This window comes from Microcoleus sp. LEGE 07076, from assembly GCF_015207455.1.
GTDB lineage: Bacteria > Cyanobacteriota > Cyanobacteriia > Cyanobacteriales > Microcoleaceae > Microcoleus.
In genome coordinates, this window is the sequence record NZ_JADEWV010000071.1 from 1 (window position 1) to 21,007 (window position 21,007).

The window sequence follows — 21,007 nt, forward strand, 5'->3', positions numbered from 1 at the left end:
GCCCGATGCCCAATGCCCGATGCCCAATGCCCGATGCCCGATGCCCAATGCCCGATGCCCGATGCCCGATTTCAAATTCTCAATTTAACCTGCAATTTTCATAAAATCAGAGGAAAATAAACGAGTGCGTCAGTATCAATTCAATCAATCTAGACGCTACGATCCACAAGCGATCGCTCAGTATTACCGCAACCGTCCCTGGAAAGCAATTTGGCGAGCAATTACCGTTATTTGGTCATTTGCAGGCTTCGTGCTGGGGATGCTGTGGGACAGTTGGCAGCACTCTGCTGCTGCACACCAGCCGGAACGCGCCACCCACCTGCGCCAAATACTGACTCGCTTGGGCCCGACGTTCATTAAAGTCGGCCAAGCGCTTTCTACCAGACCGGATTTGATTCGCAAAGACTTTCTCCAAGAACTGATCAAACTGCAAGATCAGTTGCCCCCCTTTGACTCGACCCTGGCTTTCAAGATAATTGAAGCGGAACTCGATCGCCCGATTAGCCAAACTTACAGCGAAATCTCGCCGTCTCCCGTCGCCGCGGCCAGTCTCGGTCAAGTGTACAAAGCCCGTTTAATCACCGGGGAAGAAGTAGCAGTTAAGGTTCAGCGACCGAATTTGCTGCCAGTATTGAGCCTCGACCTTTACTTAATGCGCTGGGCCGCTGGATGGTTGGGCCCGTTGCTGCCGCTGAATCTCGGTCACGACCTCTGTTTAATAGTCGATGAATTCGGGATCAAACTATTCGAGGAAATTGACTATATCAATGAAGGCCGCAACGCCGAGAAATTTGCGACAAATTTTGCCGATGACCCCACAGTAAAAGTTCCGAGTATCTACTGGCGCCATACTTCAAAATGCGTTCTCACCCTCGAATGGATTGACGGCATCAAACTGACAGATATGGCAAGTGTGAAAGCCGCAGGTTTGGACACCGATAGCTTAATTGAAGTCGGAGTCCGCAGCGGTTTGCGACAGTTGCTGGAACACGGATTTTTTCACGCTGACCCCCATCCGGGAAATCTGTTTGCCTTAGCGGACGGCCGCATGGCTTACATCGATTTTGGGATGATGGATCAGATGGAAGAAACAACTAAAGAAACTTTGGTTGATTCTGTCGTTCATTTGATCAACAAAGATTACTTGCAGTTAGCCCAGGATTTTGTCAAACTCGGCTTTTTGACACCAGATACAAATATTATGCCGATCGTCCCGGCGCTGGAATCCGTACTCGGCGATATCGTCGGCGAAAAGGTGTCAGATTTTAACTTCAAGACAATTACAGACCAGTTTTCGGAATTGATGTACGACTATCCTTTCCGAGTGCCGGCGAAATTTGCCTTAATCATTCGCTCTCTGGTGACAGAAGAAGGTTTAGCCCTGACATTGAATCCCGATTTCAAGATCGTCGAGGTGGCCTATCCTTACGTAGCGCGGCGATTGTTAAACGGAGAATCTCCAGCATTGCGCCGTCGCCTGATTGAGGTATTATTCAAAGATGGCAAATTCCAGTGGAACAGGTTGGAAGACATGATCGCGATCGCCAGATCCGATCGCAGTTTCGACCTGCTACCCACAGCACAACTAGGCTTGCAATTCTTGCTGTCAGAGGAAGGGTCATTTTTGCGCCGCCAATTGATATTGGCTTTGATTGAGGACGATCGCCTCCACACCGCCGAAGTTCGCAGCCTTTGGGACTTAGTTAAAGAAGACTTGCAACCAAGCCGCCTGTTCAATGTTGCTCTAGGCGCTTTGGCCGAGTTTTCCACAGCAGGAACAGCCGCCCTAACTCGATTTTAATTTTAGTCAGTTGTCATTAGTCAGTTGTCAGTTGTCATTAGCGACTTGTGAGCCAGCGAAGCCGAAGCAAGTCGAAGGGTGGTCATTAGTTATAAATCAAAAGACAACTAATAATTAACAATTAACTTTTTTGACCACAAAAAAGTCCCGAATACGCAAATTTCAAAATGCAGAAAATAGAGGCGAAAATAATTTCCTTCTTACTTACTGCTAAATGCTAACTAATCACAACAGACAACAGACAACAGACAACAGACAACAGACAAATTTTCCATTACCCAAACTAAGGAATTATTCGTGTATTATTTTCCAGAACCTCCATATTTTTTAATGAGCGCTGGATTGCTAGCAGGTATGGCATCAGGCTTAGCTTTTGAAGCAACACTCAAACAAGCAGTGCAGCAGTGGTCAAAAAATCGCTCCACTCGTACTCTAGCTAACCTGCCAAGGTTGCAATTATCCATACCTTTCATCGGAATGGCCGGGGGAATTTGCGTATTTTTAGCTTCGGGAGTGGAGATTTTTGGCTTCCCAAAATTACTTTCTTATGCTCTAGCTTTACCGCTCACACTACTCACCGCGTGGTTGGTTTGGACTCAGCTAAACAAACTTTTAATCGAACTAGAACGCGGAGGTTCCCAAGCGCTCGATTTAGATTCATTTGAACAATAAACTTCTTAAACCGCAGACAAACGCGAATCACACAGATAAAAACCCAATCAGCGTTTATCAGTGTTAATCTGCCAACATCTGCGGTTCAAAAAAAACAATCAAACTAATCACCATCAATCCCAAAACTTCGCAACTTAAACATAATATTATTAATTTTTTTAACTACCAAACTTTTGAAATTTCTCCCCAAACGAACCAACAAATTGGGATGCGCCAGTTTTGGCAGTTTTTCCGGTGAATTCAAATAGCGGTAGTGCAGAAACACCTCTCGGTAGGGAATCTCAACATCTTCGCCAGCACACAATCGAGTAAACTTTGCCGCCGAAATGCTCATGTAGTGCAAATAAGTCAACCGCCGTCCTTTATCGTATAAAACATAATCTATCACATCAAATTGAGAAGACCAATGATTCCCCGTTACCCGTGCAGCTTGATGATACGCAAAGTTATAAAAAGAGATAGCACTGCGGGCGACTGAATAGTTAAACAAAGGTTGGTCAGTTCCCCGCAAGGACAGGATTTCTGCTTCTCCTGAAGTCAATTTTTTTAATAATTCTGCTGAGTTGTGGCGATTTAAAATACCTTTTTTTGAAGCAAACCAACCCGCACAAAAAATCTGAGATTCCAAGTTTTCAATCTGGAAAACTTCTGCTAGTTTTTCTGAGGATAAATCAAACACATAATTGAGGTCAGATTTATATTGAAAATCGTTTGCTACCCAATTAAATTCATCAAGTTTGTGATAAATGGCATCCAGAGAACCCATTAACAAAGTGTCCGCATCAAAATAGACAAATTTGTCAAAAGTGCCGTCAAAACAGCAAAATTTTCGGTGCATTCCCAGACAGTGAACTTGTCGCCAACCTTTGGCTTGCCAAACTTGCTGAGCTTTTTTGTGAGATGTCCAAGCTTGAGTCGCGAAGTCTTCCCAGAAATCGATGGAATCGGTATTGTCAAAGAGGGTGACATTGTGTAGGCTGGAAATGTGCGATCGGACTTTTTTCAGGTTATCATCATAGGGAATGATGCAAACAGGAATATCTTGTGCGCCGTTGACTTCGAGACTGTTCAACAAAGCAACTAAATGGTCAAAAACAACATCGTTTCCCAGAATATAAATGCCTTTTCTCATAGTTTTTTAATAGAAAATGTATCCCGTAGGGTGTGTTGGGCGCTTCCCAATAATCTCGGATTATGTTGAATATAAATATAGCGTCCAACGCACCCAATAATCGCGTGAGGTGTATTGGGCGCTTCCCAATAATCTCGGATTATGTTGAATATAAATATAGCGTCCAACGCACCCAATCATCGCGTGAGGTGCGTTGGGCGCTTTCGCATTTCTACCACGATATCAAATATTAAAACAGCGCCCAACACACCCGACAAATATCGGAAGAATTTTTGAATTAAATTAGGTTTTTGTTGATCTAAATAACGATAATGTTCCCAAAGTTTCCAATAAGGACTACCCGATTTAATTGGTATCCCAGCCCAGTGAAGATATTTTAACCTTTTGCCTTTGTCATAAAGCACATAATCTATTTCCTGAAAATGTTTAGAACCAGCCCAGCTTCCAGGTTCGGCTGGCGAAGCTTTAACAAGATTGCAGCGCTTGGGAATCAGCTTGAGAATCATGTAATTTAGTATAGGTTGGTCTGTGACATTTTGAGTAAAATCAAAATATTCTCGATGCTGCGCGCATTCTCGCAAAATTTCATACATTTGCGATTCAGCAATAGTTCCTTTTCTCGAAGCCCAAAAACCGCTGTTGAATACATCTTGAAGCTGTAAGTCTGTAAAGATATTTTGTTCTTTTACAACAGGTGAAAATACATTTCGCAGTTTTTCGCTAAGATGGTGATAGTCGCAGCAAAAAAAGTCTACTTCAGAAAGTGTGTTTAAGTTGGCGGCGATGTCTTCAAAAACGATGATGTCTGTATCGATGTACAAAAATTCGTCTAGGGGGCCAAACCAGGCGCAGAGTTTCCGCATTTTGTTGGGAAGGGCTAGAAAAGTACGATCGAACGTTTGGCCAATTTCCCTGGTAAACTGTTCCACAAACTCCAAATTTGGGAACAACTGCACCCCGTGGCGACTGCTGAGGGCGGCCGCGACTTGCTGATAATTGTCGTCGAAGGGAATCAGAAAAATTGGTACTTGACAATTGTACAGACGTATGCTGTTTACAAGGGCGATCGCACTTTCCATCACCTGATCATTAGCAACAATATAAATACCGCGACTAACATCAAATCCATTAACATCAGAATAACTCATATCTCTTCTCTCTCTGCGTTCTCTGCGTCCTCTGCGGTTTAACAATCAAACATTAATCCTCAACCTTCTCAATACCCTGGTTAACAAATTCGACCGAGAAACCTCAGTATAAGACTTAGGCGGTTCCCTAAAAACCGGACGCCTTTCCGGTTCCCGGAGATAGCGGTAATGCAGAAACAAATCGCCATAGGGAAACTCAATATTTTCCCCCGAACAAACCCTCCGAATCAAATCCGGCGGCACACCAATATAATGAATATAAGTGAGTCGGTTTCCCTTGTCGTACAAAATATTATCGCGTTCTTCAAAATGTTGGGAAGTGACGCTACACCCAGTTTTCTCCCCATCCGGGAGGCTATAAGCAAAATTATAACTATTCATGCCCGTTTTCATCACCATATAATTGAGCAACGGCTGTTCTCCCGCACCTGCATAGAGAATTTCCGCCTCGCCAGATTGCAGTTGAGCTAACAGCCATTCCCTAGTATTTTGCTCAAACAATCCTTGCTTGCTAGCGTAAAATCCCGAACAAAATACTTCCGAGTCTATCCGATTGGGCTCAAAAACTTCGACGAGTTTTGGTGACTTAATATTGTATACCTTAGTTGGAAATAGAAATTGAAAATCATAAACCACAAAATCAGATTCCTCTAACTTCTCAAAAACCCCATCAAGGGAATTCATCAGCAAAGTATCAGCATCCATATAGATAAACTTTTCAAACGGCCCGTCGAAAGCGCAAAAGCGCCGGTGCGCGCCGTAAAGCCGGAATTTTTGGCGATTCAAACGCTCAGGTGCGGCTGCTTGCATGAATTCGTCCCATCGCTGAATAGATGCGCTATCTTCATAAACAAAGACGTTGGGACGGTTAACAACTTCAGCTTTGATTTGCTCTATTTGCTCGTCGAAAGGATAAATGCAGACAGGAATATTTGAACCTAAGATAACTTCAATACTGTTGAGCAAGGCAATTAGTTGGTCGTAAACTGTATCGTTGGCTAGCGTGCAAATTCCATTCATATCTATTAGTCTCGCGTTGCGCGGACTTTGTTTGTGTAGTTGCGGTTTCAACCGCCGAATCATCTGTCATTGCCCTATTTCCTGAGATTCAAAGTTAGACAGCCAATTGAGCAAGTTTAATTCGTGGAGAATGATTTGTCGGGCTTCCGCAATTTTCTCCCTAGCTTCATGCCAATAATCCGCATTAGCCACAACCTCTTTAATAAATTGTACCCCTTTTTCATCCAAACTCGGCACCCGCAGAAAACTCCCCGCTGGCAACAACTTATCCGCCGCCGCACCGCCGTAATAAATTGGCAAACACCAAGCTAACAAAGCATCCCAAAGTTTTTCGCTGACATACAAATCGTTTTCGGCATAATTCTCAATAGCTAAATTGTAATAGTACGGTGCGACGGCGTGCCATTTATTGTTAACAGTGCCGTTTCCCTGCGCCCAAATTGGCAAGTTTCGCCCGTACAGGTCAAAGTCTAATTTTTGTTGTTGCAGCAATTTGATAAAATCTAATCGCTGTCGGTGGTTGGCGGTGCGGCTAACACCTGAAGTTATCCAAGAACAGAATTTAGTTTTAGCTGGTGGCGGCATTTCATTCAGTTCTCGAAACGAGTTAGAGTGATACCAAATCGCAGGCATATAATCGGGTTTTGGTGCGAAGTCGTCAGGCCCGGAAATGTAGCCGCAATAAAGTTTTGCTTGTTCGTAGTTGGCTTTTGTAATTTCAATTACTTCTGCTAAAGGCGGCTCTCTGATTAGATAAATAATCCGTTCTTGGGGAACGTTACGGAATTTTTCTCGAATGTCAATTTCTGGTTGTGGATGCCTGTAGTTTCGTATTTTATCCATCCAGGATTGCTGTTTTGGTTGTCGGGGAAAGTCGAATTGATACATGAGCAAAAAGTCTGGTTCTGGGTGGTTTGCAAGCATTTGAATATTTCCCCATTTGCCGAAGTTGTGAGGGGTTTGTTGCCACAGCCAGTCGCTTTGACTCATGCCTGGGTAGGTGGTGATTGTGCCGATGATTTTTGGGTTCATTGCTCTCTGAGTCCGCGTAGGCGGACTTTGTTTGTTTAGCCGCGGTTTCAACCGCCGGAGCTAGGAATAGCTAATTTAAAATTATACAAAACTAATTAATAAGTTGCGATCGCACTTCGTCATCCACATAACTCAAAATCCTCTCAATCCGATTTTCCCAGGAAAATTGCTTGACAAATTTCAATGTTTCTGCATAACCTTCCACCTGCCTCGGATATTTGGTTAAACAATCTCGAATGCTTTGTGCAAAATGCTGCGGGTTATCCGGTTCGCACCAAATTGCTGCAATATTTCCAGATTTAAATTCCATCAAAGACGCAATCTCTGTCGCTACAATCGGAGTTCCCGATGCCATATAATCGAAGAATTTTAAAGGAGATGTGAACGTCGCGGCCTCTGTCAAACAGTGCGGGTGAGTCAACACATCCGCTGCTTGCAGCAAGCTAGCGAGTTGATTTTGAGGCAGGTAGCCGATAAAATTAATGTTGTTAACTTGTTTGTCTTTGGCTAATTTCCGGTATGCTGTGACTTGGGATGAATCCCCACCGGCGATCGCAAATTGAACTTCCGGCAATTCCAGGGCGACATCCACCAGCATATCGACACCTTTAAACGGGTAAAGTCCGCCCGCATAAACTGCTAAATGCTGCCTGTCACCTGCTAATAATTGCTGTCGCCAATTCTCGGCGGCTGCTGCTTGTCTCGCGAGAAACAAATGGTTAAAACCGTTGTGCAGCGTAATTATTTTGTCTGGCGGCATCCCATTCTCAATCATGCTGTCTTGAACAGTATCTGCAACAGTTACAGCAATTTGAAATAGAGGATTGCCAACTATTTCGGGTGCAAATTTCTTGTCTTCATGGTGGTGCTGTTCGTAGATAGCGGGAATTCCGTTTTTAATGGCAGCTTTGACAAAGTTCCAGTCGCGGCTGTGGACGAGTTTAGTGGATTTAAGCAGGTGAATTGGTAAATAATATTTGCAAACTATTGTACTCGCATTCGTCCACTTGTTGTCCCAAAGATCGATGGCAGGCACTGGCAAATCTGCGATTTTTAACTTTTCCTCAAGATTGTAGATTTTGGCAAGTTTGTCATCCGGTTTTCTCGGTTGAAAAGAAAAAAGCAAATCAACCGGATTTAAAGCGCTCCAGCCTTGGCGGAGGTATACTAAAACTGCTGGTAAACCGAGATTTGCGGCGGCATTGGCAAAGTGTAAAACCTGAACTAAGCTGGCCACATTGGGTTGCGGCAAGACATTTTTGGTGAAAAATACATAATATTTAGACATGGGAATTGTTGATTGTTGACTGTTGACTGTTGATTGTTGACTGTTGACTGTTGACTGTTGACTGTTGACTGTTGACTGTTGACTGTTGACTGCTGATTGTTAACTGTTGATTGTTGACTGTTAAGGCTCGAAAACTTAATAACTTAAACACATCCTACAGTCCTTTCTCTTGTAAGTTGCAAGAAAGAAGGAGGCAGAGCCTCCGGATCTGCATTACCAGGCAGAGCCTGGTAACGAGCAAACTAACAACCAATAACCAATAACCAATAACTAATAACTAATAACTAATAACAACTGCCTACTTTTTAACAGTCTGACGTTTAATGGTACTTTCTATAAATTCTAAGGTCTTAAAGATATTAGCAGCGGAATGAAATGATTCTCTGATTAACTCGTCTCTTTCTTCGGGAGAGTCTACCATTTCATCTACTAACAATTTGAGGTAAGCTATCATGGGAGTCAGCCGAGTGCGAATTTCGTAAGAACCTCTAATTAGAGCTTCATCGCGAGCGGTTTCTTCGGCAAATTGTACTGAATACAAGCGAGTGTAGTAACCTCCTTTTGCTAGCAATTCTTCGTGGGAACCCATTTCTACTACTTTTCCGCGATCGATCACGGCGATTTTGTGGGCTTTTTGGACTGTGGAGAGGCGGTGGGCGATTACTAAGGTTGTACGATCGCAGCTCAATTTCTCGATCGCCGATTGCACGTATCTTTCCGAAACCGTATCCAGGGAACTCGTAGCCTCATCTAAAATTAATATTTCCGGGTTTTGCAGCAAAGCTCTAGCAATCGAAATTCTCTGACGCTGCCCTCCCGATAGTATTACACCGCGATCGCCAATTTGAGTATCCAACCCCTCCGGCAACTGTTCGATAAACTCATAAGCATTCGCTCCCTGCGCCGCTTCCACAATTTCTGCCTCAGTCGCTTGGGGCCTAGCGTAAGCAATGTTTTCCCGCACCGAGGCATTAAACAAAAACGTATCTTGGCTAACAATACCCATTGCTTTTCTGAGACTTTTTAGCTCAAATTCGCGCAAATTCTTGCCATCGAGCGAGATATTACCTTCAGTAGGATCGTAAAATCTCGGCAGTAAATCTGCCAAAGTTGACTTACCAGAACCCGAAGTTCCTACCAAAGCCAAGGTAGTGCCGCGAGGGAGAAATAAATCAATTCCTTGAAGAACTAAATTTTTGTGATTCGGATAACTAAAAGATACTTTATTAAAACGAATTCCCGATTTTAAATGAGTGTACGGCACAGAACCGTTCAGCATAAACGGCTTGTCATCGCAGCTCAAAAAATCATTAACTACCTCTACACTAGCCGACGTATTAGCAAATTGACTGCGCCCGCTGTTTAATTGAGAAATCAAAGGAATTAGCCGAAAAAGCACCAATAAATAGGTCAATAAAACCGTTGAAATAGACTCTAGTTCATTGGCAAATATTGTGCGACCTATCAACACAATTAAAAGAATAACTATTAAATTAACAACTTCGTTAATTGGGGCGATCGCCGCATAATTTACCTGAGCTTGAAAATCCGCTTGTTCTCGCCTTTGAATTAAATGCTTGATCCGCTGATACTCCCTATCCTCGTTCCCAGTTGACTTTACCAGCCGAATCCCCGTCATAGTTTCGAGCACCCTAACCGAATAATCTTTTGACATTTCTGAAAGCAGGAGACCAAAATGCTTAGAACGGTTAATAATATATTGATTTGTCCAAGCAACTAACGCCAGCAAAACTGTAGCTGTCACCGTCAGTTTCCACGATATAGAAAGCAGCAAGCCCACAAACACCAAAACAGTGATTGAGGTAGTAAACATTCCGATTGCCGTGCCAACTGCACTAGCCGTCCGACCAATCTCTCCGCCCAATCTATTAATTAAATCTCCGACTTTAGTTTTAGCATAAAAATCTAAATCTACTTCTAACAACAACCGCAAACCAGCTTCTCGCAAATCAAAAGTCAGAGAACGCGTTAGAGAAGTAGCCACTAAAGTATTGATATAACTAGCAATATTCTTTAAAAAAATTGCCACAAAAATCGCTCCTGCCATCAACATTAAACGCTGATTTTCGGGCATTCCCTCAAAGGGATACATCAAAGTTTTAATTAGAGGTGGAGCGCCCCGCAGCTCGATCGCTTCATCCAAAAAATTTAAAAGCACTGGTACAATCAGAGTAGTGCTGATACCGCTAAATAAAGCCCCAGAAAAGCCCAGGATCACAGTTAACAAAATCCTGCCGGGATATCGTCTGGCAAATTTTAGGAGTAGCTTATTGGCAGACATGAAGCATTCCCAGCTAAACAGTTTGGCATCTCAAAATATTCTTTAATTATACCCAGTTTTTTTTCGTCCATTCAGCGGCTTAAATGTAACCTCAATCTACCTGAGATTAGCTCTGAAAGTATCGGTGCCATTGCTTGAATGCTGTATTTTTTCACGCATCTTTCCCGAGCTTTCATTCCTTGCAAATTCGCAGCTGTCAAATTTTGAAATATCCATTTAATTTTTTGGGAAATTTGACCGGGAGAACTTGGCTCGACTAAATAACCGGTTCCCCCTAAAATTGCTGGAATATCCCCCACTCGTGTAGACAAAACAGGCTTAGCCATTGCCATCCCATCTGTCAGCTTGAGCGGAAACTGAGCCACGGCTGTCAGAGTTTCTCGCTGAGGAACAACGACAACGTGAGCCGCCGCCACAACTTCAGGCATTGTCTCGACTGGAAACCGTGGCAGTTTAACAATCCAACGCCCCCATTGTTGCATCAGTTTATCATCATAATCATCATAAGGACTTCCGCCGACGATCGCTAATTTTAAATCTGGCTCGTTTAACTGTTCGAGGGCCATTAAAACATCCTCAACACCTTTGTGAGGTCGAGGCGCACCCGGAAACATTAATATTCTATACGCTGACAAGCCATAGCGCTCTCTGCTCAATTCAGGATTGTATTTAGCAGGATCGAACATTTTAGTATCCTTACCATTAGGCAAATATACACCGCCAAAACGCTGTTGTAAAAACTCAGTATGAACGGTGACTGCATTAGCACGGTGGATTAAACTTTCCATCCACTTGACATACAGCGGGTGATCTGGTTCTTTCAATTGACCGTTTTGTTTGAAAATGTCTCGATACAGTTGTTTGAAAGAAGGACGGTATTTCCATTCATCTTGGCCGAACCAGCTCAGTTCCAAGTCATCAATATCTAAAATAACAGGGCGGCGACTCTGGATTTTTTTTAGCAGCGATAAACCAAAGCTTGTGGGTTTAGGTTTGACTGCATAAATGATGTCTCCGTCTATTTTTTTCAAAATTTTTTGAGCATCTATCAAAAACCCCGGATAGTTTTTTCCTGGGAGCGCATAGACTGGGATGTTTGCAGGAGGAATTGCGTACAATTCTCGACCAAACTTAAATCCGACAACTTCTACCTCGCAGTTAAGGTCGATCAAAACTTGAGCTAAGATAAAGGCACGAAGTGCACCTGCTCCCGATAAATCGCTCACCACTAATGAAACTTTCACTGAGTATTTTTTTTGACATTTGTTTGATTTTCCTGCCTAACCGAGCTTTTGTCAAGGCGATCGTAACTTGGACGACGGGAAGGAAAAAACCGGGTTTTTAACTAGGGGAAAGTTTAGCAAGGAAGTATTTTTGGAAAAAAAAAGGTGATGCAGGAGAGGTTATGCGAGCCAACAATACTGATTTATCGGTAAATTCTCGGATGTACTGACGCTAGTTTTTTTATTTATTGCCTAGATTTTGTTACTTTTGATGCTGTTTTGCTGCCAACTTTAATTATTTGAGACGCCAGGGATTGTTAAGTTGATTTGGTAAAAATATTTGAGCGGTGCGATCGAATATTCTAGTAAAAAGCGATCGCGTCACGTTCTTTGCGTACTGCGGGCGGTAGGGATAGGTGCAGTGCATAACTTTAATCGGTTTGTCGATCGTATAAGTGGCTTTCCACTGGTCTAAGTAGTTGTAAACAGGCGACAATGTTTTCATTTTTGGTTTTACCGCTTCGATCCCAGCAGCAAAAGCACCTTGATCTCTCAACATTAGCAGGTTTTGATTAGTAATTACTATCTCGAAATATTTCTTAAAATTTTGGAAAAACTTTTGATTTTTAGTGCTTTTTTTAAAAGCGATAAATCCGCTATTGTATTGAATACTATTTTCGCTCAAAGGTAATCCTACAGATTGCAAAGTAGACAGAATATCTCGCTCAACTCTTAATAAATGAGCAGCTTTAGCGATTGCAGGTTGTAGATCCTCAGTCACCAGGAAATCCACTTCATCAAGATAGTCAAAAATCTCATCTATTGGCGACAACAAACAAATATCGCAGTCCATGTAAATAGTCTTCTCAAAAGGAGATCCGTCATACAAAGCCACCTTAGCTTGCCGCGAAGCCAAAACAGGATTTTCGTCAGGCGGTGCGGGCTGCAATTTCACATTTCCAAACGCCAGAAGTAAAGGATATAAAATCCGAGGAACTCTATCTATTAAAACAACAATGGGTTCGCGGTGAAACTTCCTGACTGAAGCCAGAAAATGCACGCAGTCTTGAAAAGAGTAAAGACCTGTTAAAATAGTGATAAATCCCTTGGTTTCTACTGTCATTAAAAAATTAACTACTTTAGTTTTGTGGACTTTGGCTTTCAGGTTTTGAGGCGGACTGAAAGCCTCACTACGAACCTGGTTTTTTAAGTAAAAATTAAGGAATCTAATTTGTCAAGAATTTCCGCATCTTGTTTGAGGTCGAATTTGCGCGCAAAGTGAAAGTTGCCTTTAGTAATTGTCGCATAATCTTGCACTGTCAGCGTTCTTGGTGAACCTGCTATCGCATTGGTATAATCAATATAGCGTTTGTCGTCATTCACCAGATTTAATTTTTTATTGTTGACTAAGATAGTCTGCACGAAAGACTCTTCTGGGACTACTGTTTTTTGATAATATTCCACAAAATCCGGGCGAGTATTAACAAAATTTTTGATGTATTCAACGCACTTTCTAGAAAGAGTATACCACAGCCACCGTAACAGATAAAGCGATCGCTAAATAAGGTCGATCGGCGGGGTATCCCCACCAGCGGCCCGTAACTCAGGTAAAATTGCAGCGGAGTCCATTTTCGCACAGCCTGGAACTGCTGAAACTCTTTCAAAAAATTGTAACTCCAGCGCCCTGGAATTCGCCAGTAACGGCAATAATATCGCTTGAATCCCTTCTGTTTGTCCCAAGGTATTCCCTCAGCCAAAACATCCCAGTACCGAATAAAACCATCCGAGTCAGTTTTTGCAAGAAAATCTTCAGTTTTTGACAGCGGTTGAGTGGGATAATCTTGGCCGGTTAAATTAATCAGCCAGTCAAAATCCGAATTATTGGCAAATAACCAATCAATTGCATTTAAATACGGTTTAACTTGACAACAAAAATCGGCGCGGATTAAATATTCTTGATTTGCCAACAAATGAATATCTGACAATTCTTGCAGGGGAGTCAAGTCTAAATCGCATCTGTTAAAGTTGTGGTTGATCAGAATTTGAGAATTAGGACTCGATTTTTTGATAGTGCGAACCAGGCGATAAATTTGTTGGGGATTTTGATGGGTTTGGATGAAATAGCAAATTTTCACGGCTATTTTTTAGATACAAATTGATTCAGGCGACTTTGGAGGCGGTTTGCTTTCATAATTAGATAGCGGCGGGCTAAAAATATTTGCTGCTGCCAAATAGATGCTGTACACCAACGATAATAAGCAGGAACGGCTACGTTTGTCAAAAAATTGCGCTACTGCCAAATAATCTGGGCATTTGCCGTTTCTTGCGCTCTGATTCTACCATTTTCGATCATTGCCGCGCGCAAATTACGATCGCCCCGCAGCATCTCCACAGCAGCAATTGCCTCTTCCGGCGAAGCTACTTCTATGTAATCAAGTTCGCTTTGGCGCTCGCTGCGGTATGCAGATTCGCGTCCCAGAACCGCCGGAATGCCCGCGTGCCAAGCGTTAATCAATTTTGAGGGAGGTTTCGAGTCAAAAGTGTTCTCGCCCTCAAAACTGCGAACAGCCACAATCACGTCAACTTTACTGTAATCGTGCCAGCGATCGCACCCCACCACTTTCCAATCCAAACCCACAGCGCCGAGTTTTTCGCCCCAAGAAGGTGCTTGCAATTCCGGTGCTAGACTGTCTAAAACGCCGAAAAGTGCTGCGTTTTCAAAGATTTCGCCCCTGGCCGCATCGCGGGGAATTAACCCGGGTTGCAGCCAAAATTTCAGCGGATGGCACTGCCATAAAAAGGGCGATCGACTAAATAGCCGATCGCGATCGTTCTGCACCACTTGCAACTGAGCGTAAGGGTGAGGCTCTCTATCTACCTTAATACAAACAACCAGCAACTTTGGCAGCGGTTGCAAGCGATCGGATAAAAAATCTCGATGCGACAGCACAATGCCTTCATCCGGCATAAAATCTATTAATTGACACTGCAACCCGTCCGCTTTCAAATAAAGATATGTTTGCAGAGTCCAATCATACTTTCCCCTGCCGTATCTGCTGCCCCAAGAACTCATCCACTGCCAGTATTCTTCAGGACTTTGTGGCAAATCTCCCACAGGCCACTGGCTTTGAGGAATGTAAAAATAAATCGGCGGTAAAGTCTCATTCATTAATCTTAAATTCGGTTGTATCAGAATGATAACTAACAGGTGGTAAGATTGAATCAACCGCGAAGGCACTCTTGACGCGTTCGCCAAAGCCGTTCCCGTTCCCCGCAGGAGTTCGGTGAAGGGTAGGGTAGGAAAAGAAAGCAGAAGATGCTGTCCTTCCTACCCTTTGGGGGCGTTGCTGAATCAAAGTATGAATGCCCCGGTCATGGGAATATCGCCAAACCTCAAGTAATGTAATTAATAACTTAATAAAATGCTTGAGCATTTCCTCACATTGAGAATCACAAAGAGTCTGACGATCTAGCCGGACTTGCGTAATATCTGAGTCTGGTATTTTCCCCTTCTACTCGGGTCATATAAGTCTGGCTAATAATTCGATACCAATCAAAAATAAACATGGGATATATAGACCATCCATCAGTTACATAAAAATAGCATTTCTCTAGACTTACTTTGTCCCATAATGGTTCAAATGTCTGAGCGCTACGAGCCCCTAATACCCATCCTAAAAATCCTGGTTGAAAGTGGTCAACCGCCGTCGCTCGGCATATCTTGTCTGTTTTTTTTACATAAGTTTGTAATTTATCGCCGGGAACCAACTTCTGGAATGACTTCAGGGTGATAAACATCTGGCAACTGTTTTCCGACTTGTTTTACCCAATTTATTACTGTGGTATGATGAACACCGTTAACTCGTTATATCGCCCGTAAACCCATACCATTGGCAATCGACCGGACATGATATCAGTTATCTTTAGCGCTGACGCTCAAATTTTATTAAGTGGCGGTCTCGCTACTTGGGTCGCGAACATTGGGGCGATCGCACTGATATAATCCAAATACATAATTATGATGGAACCGGAAACGATATAAATCCTAACCTAGTTAACACAAGAGGGCTTGTCTTATGGTTCAGACAAAAACTAAACTAACATTTGCAGATTTTCTCGAAAAGTACCCAGACGGATCGGGCATCTACGAACTTGTAAATGGAGAGATTGTCAAAGTGGAAGCAACCAGAGCTCATAAAAATGTGGCACGATATCTTGTTAAGTCTTTCGACAGAGAAAGCGAACGCTTAGGACTTGACTATATCGTGGACAAATATCTAGTTTTGAGAACTGTAACAGCTTCAGGACAAGAACAAGGCAGAAATCCTGATGTCGGCGTGGTTAAGGCATCAGTATGGAACAGCAATGTACGTGGCTACGGAGCCCTTACCGAACCTATCCAATTAGCACTAGAAGTTACCTCAACTAACTGGGAAGACGACTATGTTGATAAGCTAGACGAGTATCAAAGGCTCGGCATTTGTGAGTATTGGATTGTGGACTATTTAGCCATCGCTTCTAGGGCTGATCTAGGAAATCCCAAAATTCCCACAGTTTTCGTTTACTGTTTGGAAAATGGCAGTTATTTAGTTCAAAGTTTTAGAAGTAATGAGCGCATTATCTCTAAAACTTTTCCCGAACTAGAAATCACAGTCGAGCAACTTGTACTCAGCAGCCAAATTCAAAACCTTTAGACCAACGAGATGAGCTTACACTGATAAAATTTATCCTGGAAAGAGTGTTTTTATGCCTTCCTTACATTACTCGTTACTATTTGCACCATTCTCAAGAACAGGCAAGATGCCTGTTCCACAAATACTAGATTTTCTTGTGAGAAGTAGGGGTTGGACATCTTGCCCGCCCGTAAGTTACTTCCTACTGTTTGCCTTGGTGTTGCTATTTCCCTCGAAAACCTTCGCCCAAATCGTCCCCGACGGCACTTTGGGGCCGGAAAGTTCGCGCACAGTTCCCGATACTATCAACAACTTACCCTCAGATAAAATCACTGGCGGCGCAACTCGCGGCTCTAGCTTGTTTCACAGTTTCGGCGAATTCAACATCAAAGAAGGGCAGGGAGCTTATTTTGAAAATCCCAGCGGAATAGCTAATATCTTCACCCGCGTTACTGGGGGTAAATCCTCAAATATTTTAGGAACTCTGGGAGTTTTAGGCAATGCTAATTTATTTTTAATTAACCCCAAAGGCATTGTCTTCGGCCCAAATGCGCGGTTAGATGTGCGCGGTTCGTTTCTGGCTTCAACTGCTGACAGTATTGTGTTTGATAACGGCTTAGAATTCAGCAGCGCCAACCCGCAAACATCCCCGCTGTTGACAGTTAATATTCCCGTTGGTTTAAGATTTAGAGACAATCTCGGTACAATTGTCAATCAATCGACGGCTTCAGGAAAACTAAATCTCCCAGCATCTCCCCTGCCAATTCCGATTAGCGATCGAGTTGGTTTAGCCGTAGAACCAGGTCAAACTTTAGCCTTAATTGGCGGCGATATCCAACTCCCAGGCGGCAATTTAACCGCCAGCAGCGGACAAATTTTGCTCGGTAGTGTAGCTAGTCCCGGTTTAGTTAATTTGGCACTGACAGCGCGGGAACAAGGGAGTTTTAGTTTAAATTATGACAATATTCAGAACTTCGGCAATATTCAAGTATCGGATGGGACACTCATCAACACCAGCGGTATCGGCGGTGGCAGAATAGAGATTAAAGGTGGCAATGTTGCCATCAGCGGTGCGCGAATTTATGGGATTACGCTCGGAAATATTGATGGTAGAGGTATCGATATCAGCGCCCAAAAGTTGCGAGTGCAAAACGGCACCCAATTTTCTACCCTGACTCTAGGAGACGGTGCAGGAAGCAATATCAATTTGCGCGCTGCTGATTCAATAGAAATGAGCGGGCTGGGAGTTGATGGCTTTCAACAGGTGGTAATTAAATATTTGGTATCGGGAACCGCAGACCCGTTTGACCCGCTATTTACGCTGTTTAATGCTAGTGCTGGCGCTGGTTCGGGGGGGAGTATTACGATCGACACTGACCGCCTGCTGCTCAATAATGGGGTAGTAGGTAGCGGGATAACTTTTGGTAGTGGAAAGGGCGGAAATTTAATTGTTCGCGCCAATACTTTTGAGATGGTGGGTTCTGGAATCAACAACGGGACAGCGAAAGAAAGTACCGGCGCGGGAGGAAGCATTACTATTGATGTCAATCGATTAATTATGCGCGACGGTTCTCTTTTGGGTACCACAAGCTACAGCAGCGGCCCGTCGGGGAATATCAACGTTAAAGCTGCTGAATCAGTTGAGTTGTCTAACCGCGGCCCGAGAACAGTTGTGTCAACTGGAATCAGCACTCTGAGTATCGGTTCTAGTGGGAGGGCGGGCAATATTAATGTTGATACGAAGCGGTTGAGTCTCTCTGATGGTTCTGCGTTTACATTAGGAACGGGTGTTTTAGTTGGCAGGTTTTTGTTTTCTCAGGATGGCGGGCCTGCTGGAAATTTAACAGTTAGAGCTACTGAATCAGTAGAAATTTCAGGTATTTCTCAAGTTTTGACTAGCGGAATTCAGAATGCTAGCGCTCTGACTTCTGGAACTTTGAGTTCTAGTCGGGGCGGGGATATTCGGATTGATACGCCCAGCCTAACTGTGCGGGATGGGGGAATAGTTACTACGAGTTCTTTGGGTGCGGGAGATGTGGGGAATATTACTGTTAATGCCGATCGCATTCAGGTCAGCGGCAGTGGCAATAACGGTTTGTTTGTCAGTACAATTGATGCTTCGGTTGGCAAGACATTTGGTACCAATCCTAATGCTACAGCAAATGCCGGCTCGTTGAATCTGACGGCGCGCGATCGACTAACTGTCGCAAATGGAGCTACAATCACGGTGCAGGCTACCGGAACCGGACGCGCCGGTAATATCAATATTGTTGCAAATTCGATCGGCCTTGACAATCGATCGAGAATTGACGGCACAACCGTATCGGGCACCGGAGCAAATATTAACCTGCGATCGCAAGACATCCAATTGCGCCGCAGCAGTCGAATTACCACCGATGCGGGTAATTCTGACGGCGGCAATATCAACATCAACAGCGGCATTCTTGTCGCCCTCCCACAAGAAAACAGCGACATCACCGCTAACGCCCGCACAGCAGCCGGCGGCCGCGTGAATATCAATGTCCCCAGTGTTTTTGGCTTTAGTGCAGTTACTCGCGAACAAGTCAGAAGCAGGTTGAATCTGGATGACGCGCAATTTGCAAATTTGCAAGTAAGTCCTACTTCCCTACTTGAAAGTAGCGACATCGCCGCGATTTCCCAAAGTGGCGGCCCGGCTTTGCAAGGAGCGGTAACATTCGGCGCCTCTGGGGTAAATCCCGCTCAAGGATTGGTGGAACTGCCACAAAATTTGGTCAATCCGGCGGCGTTAATTGCGGCAAATCCCTGCGTCGAAGGAGCCGAGAACGAGTTTACCGTCACCGGGAAAGGGGGATTGCCACCGAGTCCTAACGATACGCTCAGCAGTGAATCTGCACCGTTTCCGTGGGTGGAAGGGGAAGCAAGAACAGAAATGGAAGCCGGAAGCAGCGAAGAAATAGAAGGCAGAAATGCAGCGGGAAAAGTACGGAATTCAAGGAATCCAACGGATAGAAAGATTCGGGAAGAAGCGGAAAAACCTGCACGAGAAGTTGTTGCCGCTCGCGGTTGGGTGGTGAATGCCAATGGAGAGGTGACGCTTGTTGGATACAATCCCGGTAATGGTGCTGAATCTCGCAATCCTCGATCGAATTCCGGTTGCGCGCCGCCCTGAAAATAAGTTCGTTTTATATTATCTTTGTGCGCTCTGCAGTTGGATAGCGTCCGGTCGATTAACCTAATATGGTACGGGATCGTATCGTTTCCGGTGCAACCTGAAACGATACAAGCTGTCGCGCATTGAATAGACCTCCCCCGCCGCTGCTGACAATTCCAGCATATCTAAATCCGCTTGACTAATTTCTTTTTTAGTGAGATTTTGTTTCGATTTATGAGAAATCCCTTGGTTTAGCGACCAAACAAGCTACCTGCTGCTTGCTGTAACCAATTATCTCACTTAATTCTTTGCTTCCACAATGCTCACAAAAGTCAGGAGAGCTGATTTGATATCTATCTACTCGCCCAAATCATGAGCGGGTTTTGCCGATATGTCCTCGCTGTCCTCCCGGTTTGCGCTTGAGTTCGGACTCTGAGGAGGAGGAGGAGTTCTCAGAAGAGGCTTTCTCTGATTTCTGTAGTACATCGCTGGATGGGGGTTTCGATGATGTCTTACTATTACTCGGCTGTTTCTCTTTAAGCTTTTCGAGTTCTTGTTGTAATTTTTCTATGAGCTTCTGTTGTGTCAGCACAATTTTGATCAGTTCCTCACGGCTTAACTGCTCAACTACTTCCATTTTTAGTGCTGTTAACTCTGGTTTTTCCCTGATCTGACTACCCGATTCCTGGACTTTCAACTATTCTTGACCTGAATAATTACCTAATGACTAATTACTACTGTCACTTCTGTCAAGTGCTCAAACAAGATTTTGCTGCCAATAAAAATCAAAATTCCTCCGCCCAATATTTCAATTTTATTAGCAAACAAATTGCCGCACTTGTGTCCGATAAACACGCCGACAAAAGTCAAAAAGAAAGTAATAAGTCCGATCGCAGTCACCGCCTGAGCAATAGAATCTTTCAATACAGCAAATCCGATGCCAACTGCCAGGGCATCCAGACTCGTCGCCACCGATAGGGTTATCAAAGTCCCGGTATGCAAGGGATTAAATTTTTTCTCGTATTCTGCGCTTTGCAGCGATTCGTAAATCATTTTACCGCCAATGAAACTCAAAAGCCCAAAAACTATCCAATGGTCGATCGGTGTTATCCAAAAACTCAAACTCAGACCTGCCAACCATCCGATTACGGGCATCAACGCTTGAAAGCAGCCGAAGAACAAGGCAATTTTTAAAGCTTTATTGAGATTCATGTGTTTGATTGCTAAACCGCTTGAAATAGCCACAGCAAAGGCATCTGCTGCTAGTCCCAAGGAAAGAAAGACGGTAGTGGCTGCATCCATTTTTGTTAACTGTGAAGTGTTACGATTAAATTGTTTATTCGACAATTTTAGTCTACACTAAACCTAGACAAAATAATTTATTTATCATAATTGATTCATTTTTGAATCACATTTTTTTCACAATCAGCAGGGTTGAAAAATGCCGGGATTAGTTGCAGAAGTTTTGGTAATGGGAGGTTGGTTGTTTGGGAGCATCTCATCAGAGTAAAAACACTTCTTTTGACTGTTTCTTTCTTCCTCTTTCCTCCTGTCTCCTGTCTCCTGTCTTCTGTCTCTAATTT

At 43.6% G+C, this 21,007-nt stretch carries 18 protein-coding genes and 1 pseudogene; 4 read left to right on the forward strand and 15 right to left on the reverse strand.

What is annotated here, in order from left to right:
- The first annotated feature begins 124 nt into the window (after positions 1-124).
- Both IQ270_RS13925 and IQ270_RS13930 read left to right on the forward strand, forming a co-directional pair.
- The gene (locus IQ270_RS13925; protein ID WP_193973786.1) at positions 125-1,801 is read left to right on the forward strand and encodes an AarF/ABC1/UbiB kinase family protein; all 1,677 of its coding nucleotides are present in this window, start codon (positions 125-127) and stop codon (positions 1,799-1,801) included.
- Between the two features lie 297 nt (positions 1,802-2,098).
- Positions 2,099-2,473 carry a hypothetical protein gene (locus IQ270_RS13930; protein ID WP_193973787.1) on the forward strand — a complete coding sequence of 125 codons (375 nt, stop codon included), beginning with the start codon at positions 2,099-2,101 and terminating at the stop codon, positions 2,471-2,473.
- Positions 2,474-2,576: 103 nt separating this feature from the next.
- Here the strand turns inward: IQ270_RS13930 and IQ270_RS13935 are convergent, their stop codons facing one another.
- The 13 genes and pseudogenes from IQ270_RS13935 to IQ270_RS31040 all read right to left on the reverse strand — a co-directional run.
- Positions 2,577-3,605, reverse strand: coding sequence for an Npun_R2821/Npun_R2822 family protein (locus IQ270_RS13935; RefSeq protein ID WP_193973788.1), 1,029 nt, complete (start codon positions 3,603-3,605; stop codon positions 2,577-2,579).
- A gap of 176 nt (positions 3,606-3,781) precedes the next feature.
- Entirely contained in the window at positions 3,782-4,753 is a 972-nt protein-coding gene (locus IQ270_RS13940; RefSeq protein WP_228056347.1) for an Npun_R2821/Npun_R2822 family protein, read from the reverse strand.
- Positions 4,754-4,798: 45 nt separating this feature from the next.
- Entirely contained in the window at positions 4,799-5,773 is a 975-nt protein-coding gene (locus IQ270_RS13945; RefSeq protein WP_193973789.1) for an Npun_R2821/Npun_R2822 family protein, read from the reverse strand.
- A 66-nt stretch (positions 5,774-5,839) separates the two neighbouring features.
- The gene (locus tag IQ270_RS13950; RefSeq protein ID WP_193973790.1) at positions 5,840-6,805 is read right to left on the reverse strand and encodes a glycosyltransferase family 10; all 966 of its coding nucleotides are present in this window, start codon (positions 6,803-6,805) and stop codon (positions 5,840-5,842) included.
- A gap of 91 nt (positions 6,806-6,896) precedes the next feature.
- Positions 6,897-8,093 (reverse strand): glycosyltransferase family 4 protein, encoded by a 1,197-nt coding sequence (locus tag IQ270_RS13955; protein ID WP_193973791.1) that lies wholly within the window; start codon positions 8,091-8,093, stop codon positions 6,897-6,899.
- 298 nt (positions 8,094-8,391) lie between these two features.
- Positions 8,392-10,395 (reverse strand): ABC transporter ATP-binding protein, encoded by a 2,004-nt coding sequence (locus IQ270_RS13960; RefSeq protein WP_193973792.1) that lies wholly within the window; start codon positions 10,393-10,395, stop codon positions 8,392-8,394.
- Positions 10,396-10,466: 71 nt separating this feature from the next.
- On the reverse strand, positions 10,467-11,639 hold the full coding sequence (locus IQ270_RS13965; protein ID WP_193973793.1) for a glycosyltransferase family 4 protein: 1,173 nt from the start codon (positions 11,637-11,639) through the stop codon (positions 10,467-10,469).
- Positions 11,640-11,913: 274 nt separating this feature from the next.
- Positions 11,914-12,741 (reverse strand): hypothetical protein, encoded by an 828-nt coding sequence (locus IQ270_RS13970; RefSeq protein WP_193973794.1) that lies wholly within the window; start codon positions 12,739-12,741, stop codon positions 11,914-11,916.
- An 83-nt stretch (positions 12,742-12,824) separates the two neighbouring features.
- Entirely contained in the window at positions 12,825-13,163 is a 339-nt protein-coding gene (locus IQ270_RS13975) for a beta-1,6-N-acetylglucosaminyltransferase (RefSeq protein WP_193973806.1), read from the reverse strand.
- Positions 13,058-13,753 (reverse strand): hypothetical protein, encoded by a 696-nt coding sequence (locus IQ270_RS13980; protein ID WP_193973795.1) that lies wholly within the window; start codon positions 13,751-13,753, stop codon positions 13,058-13,060. The genes IQ270_RS13975 and IQ270_RS13980 overlap by 106 nt, the downstream gene beginning before the upstream one ends.
- A gap of 2 nt (positions 13,754-13,755) precedes the next feature.
- Entirely contained in the window at positions 13,756-13,899 is a 144-nt protein-coding gene (locus IQ270_RS31035) for a hypothetical protein (RefSeq protein WP_228056348.1), read from the reverse strand.
- Positions 13,900-13,908: 9 nt separating this feature from the next.
- Positions 13,909-14,787, reverse strand: a complete 879-nt coding sequence (locus IQ270_RS13985; protein WP_228056349.1) for a glycosyltransferase — start codon at positions 14,785-14,787, stop codon at positions 13,909-13,911.
- Between the two features lie 183 nt (positions 14,788-14,970).
- Positions 14,971-15,510, reverse strand: a pseudogene (locus tag IQ270_RS31040) (IS1 family transposase); the annotation flags it as partial.
- 184 nt (positions 15,511-15,694) lie between these two features.
- On the opposite strand from IQ270_RS31040, the gene IQ270_RS13995 reads away from it, so the two are divergent.
- Both IQ270_RS13995 and IQ270_RS14000 read left to right on the forward strand, forming a co-directional pair.
- On the forward strand, positions 15,695-16,312 hold the full coding sequence (locus tag IQ270_RS13995; protein WP_193973797.1) for a Uma2 family endonuclease: 618 nt from the start codon (positions 15,695-15,697) through the stop codon (positions 16,310-16,312).
- Positions 16,313-16,418: 106 nt separating this feature from the next.
- The gene (locus IQ270_RS14000) at positions 16,419-19,442 is read left to right on the forward strand and encodes a filamentous hemagglutinin N-terminal domain-containing protein (RefSeq protein ID WP_228056350.1); all 3,024 of its coding nucleotides are present in this window, start codon (positions 16,419-16,421) and stop codon (positions 19,440-19,442) included.
- Positions 19,443-19,794: 352 nt separating this feature from the next.
- On the opposite strand, the gene IQ270_RS14005 is transcribed toward IQ270_RS14000, so the two are convergent.
- Both IQ270_RS14005 and IQ270_RS14010 read right to left on the reverse strand, forming a co-directional pair.
- A complete protein-coding gene (locus IQ270_RS14005; protein WP_193973799.1) occupies positions 19,795-20,121 on the reverse strand; it encodes a hypothetical protein in 327 nt (108 codons plus the stop codon).
- Between the two features lie 23 nt (positions 20,122-20,144).
- Positions 20,145-20,726 (reverse strand): manganese efflux pump MntP family protein, encoded by a 582-nt coding sequence (locus tag IQ270_RS14010; protein WP_193973800.1) that lies wholly within the window; start codon positions 20,724-20,726, stop codon positions 20,145-20,147.
- Between the last annotated feature and the right edge of the window lie 281 nt (positions 20,727-21,007).

What these genes read in the sequence shown, in the direction of transcription:
- IQ270_RS13955 (WP_193973791.1), bottom strand. Translation starts at nt 8,093, where the DNA reads ATGTCTAAATATTATGTATTTTTCACCAAAAATGTCTTGCCGCAACCC.
- IQ270_RS13935 (WP_193973788.1), bottom strand. Translation starts at nt 3,605, where the DNA reads ATGAGAAAAGGCATTTATATTCTGGGAAACGATGTTGTTTTTGACCAT.
- IQ270_RS13985 (WP_228056349.1), bottom strand. Translation starts at nt 14,787, where the DNA reads ATGAATGAGACTTTACCGCCGATTTATTTTTACATTCCTCAAAGCCAG.
- IQ270_RS13940 (WP_228056347.1), bottom strand. Translation starts at nt 4,753, where the DNA reads ATGAGTTATTCTGATGTTAATGGATTTGATGTTAGTCGCGGTATTTAT.
- IQ270_RS14000 (WP_228056350.1), top strand. Translation starts at nt 16,419, where the DNA reads ATGCCTGTTCCACAAATACTAGATTTTCTTGTGAGAAGTAGGGGTTGG.
- IQ270_RS13960 (WP_193973792.1), bottom strand. Translation starts at nt 10,395, where the DNA reads ATGTCTGCCAATAAGCTACTCCTAAAATTTGCCAGACGATATCCCGGC.
- IQ270_RS13945 (WP_193973789.1), bottom strand. Translation starts at nt 5,773, where the DNA reads ATGAATGGAATTTGCACGCTAGCCAACGATACAGTTTACGACCAACTA.
- IQ270_RS13995 (WP_193973797.1), top strand. Translation starts at nt 15,695, where the DNA reads ATGGTTCAGACAAAAACTAAACTAACATTTGCAGATTTTCTCGAAAAG.
- IQ270_RS13970 (WP_193973794.1), bottom strand. Translation starts at nt 12,741, where the DNA reads ATGACAGTAGAAACCAAGGGATTTATCACTATTTTAACAGGTCTTTAC.
- IQ270_RS14010 (WP_193973800.1), bottom strand. Translation starts at nt 20,726, where the DNA reads ATGGATGCAGCCACTACCGTCTTTCTTTCCTTGGGACTAGCAGCAGAT.
- IQ270_RS13950 (WP_193973790.1), bottom strand. Translation starts at nt 6,805, where the DNA reads ATGAACCCAAAAATCATCGGCACAATCACCACCTACCCAGGCATGAGT.